This window comes from Pseudogemmobacter sonorensis, assembly GCF_042762395.1.
In the GTDB taxonomy this organism is placed as follows: domain Bacteria; phylum Pseudomonadota; class Alphaproteobacteria; order Rhodobacterales; family Rhodobacteraceae; genus Pseudogemmobacter; species Pseudogemmobacter sonorensis.
Genome location: NZ_JBEFZE010000108.1, coordinates 1 through 500 on the forward strand (window position 1 = coordinate 1; position 500 = coordinate 500).

Consider the following 500-nt stretch of genomic DNA (forward strand, 5'->3'; position numbering starts at 1 on the left):
TTGGACTTCGTATCCGATCAACTGACGGATGGTCGTCGTTTCCGGATCATGACCGTGGTGGACGACTGCACGCGGGAATGTCTGGCCCTGATCGCCGACACGTCGTTGTCAGGCGCAAGGGTGGCACGTGAATTGGCAACGCTGTTCGAGCTGCGCGCCAAGCCTGTGACGGTAGTCAGTGACAACGGCACCGAGTTCACCTCGAACGCCATCCTCACCTTCGCGGATGACCGCAAGATCGACTGGCAAGACATCGCGCCAGGAAAGCCGACCCAGAACGCCTTCATCGAGAGCTTCAACGGTCGCCTGCGCGACGAACTATTGAACGAGACCCTGTTCCCGTCCCTGCACCATGCCCACGTCACGCTGGCCTCCTGGCGCACGGACTATAACACCGGACGGCCCCACTCCCGTCTCGGCTGGCAGACCCCAGCCGAGTTTGCCAAAACCTTCGCCCCGCAACGGGGCCTGACGCTGCGCAACCCGCAAGGCTCCGCGCC

At 62.8% G+C, this 500-nt stretch carries 1 protein-coding gene; it reads left to right on the forward strand.

What is annotated here, in order from left to right; all coding sequences use genetic code 11:
* A partial coding sequence (locus ABNX41_RS21975) for an integrase core domain-containing protein (RefSeq protein WP_438671798.1) occupies positions 1–500 on the forward strand: 500 nt, incomplete at both ends.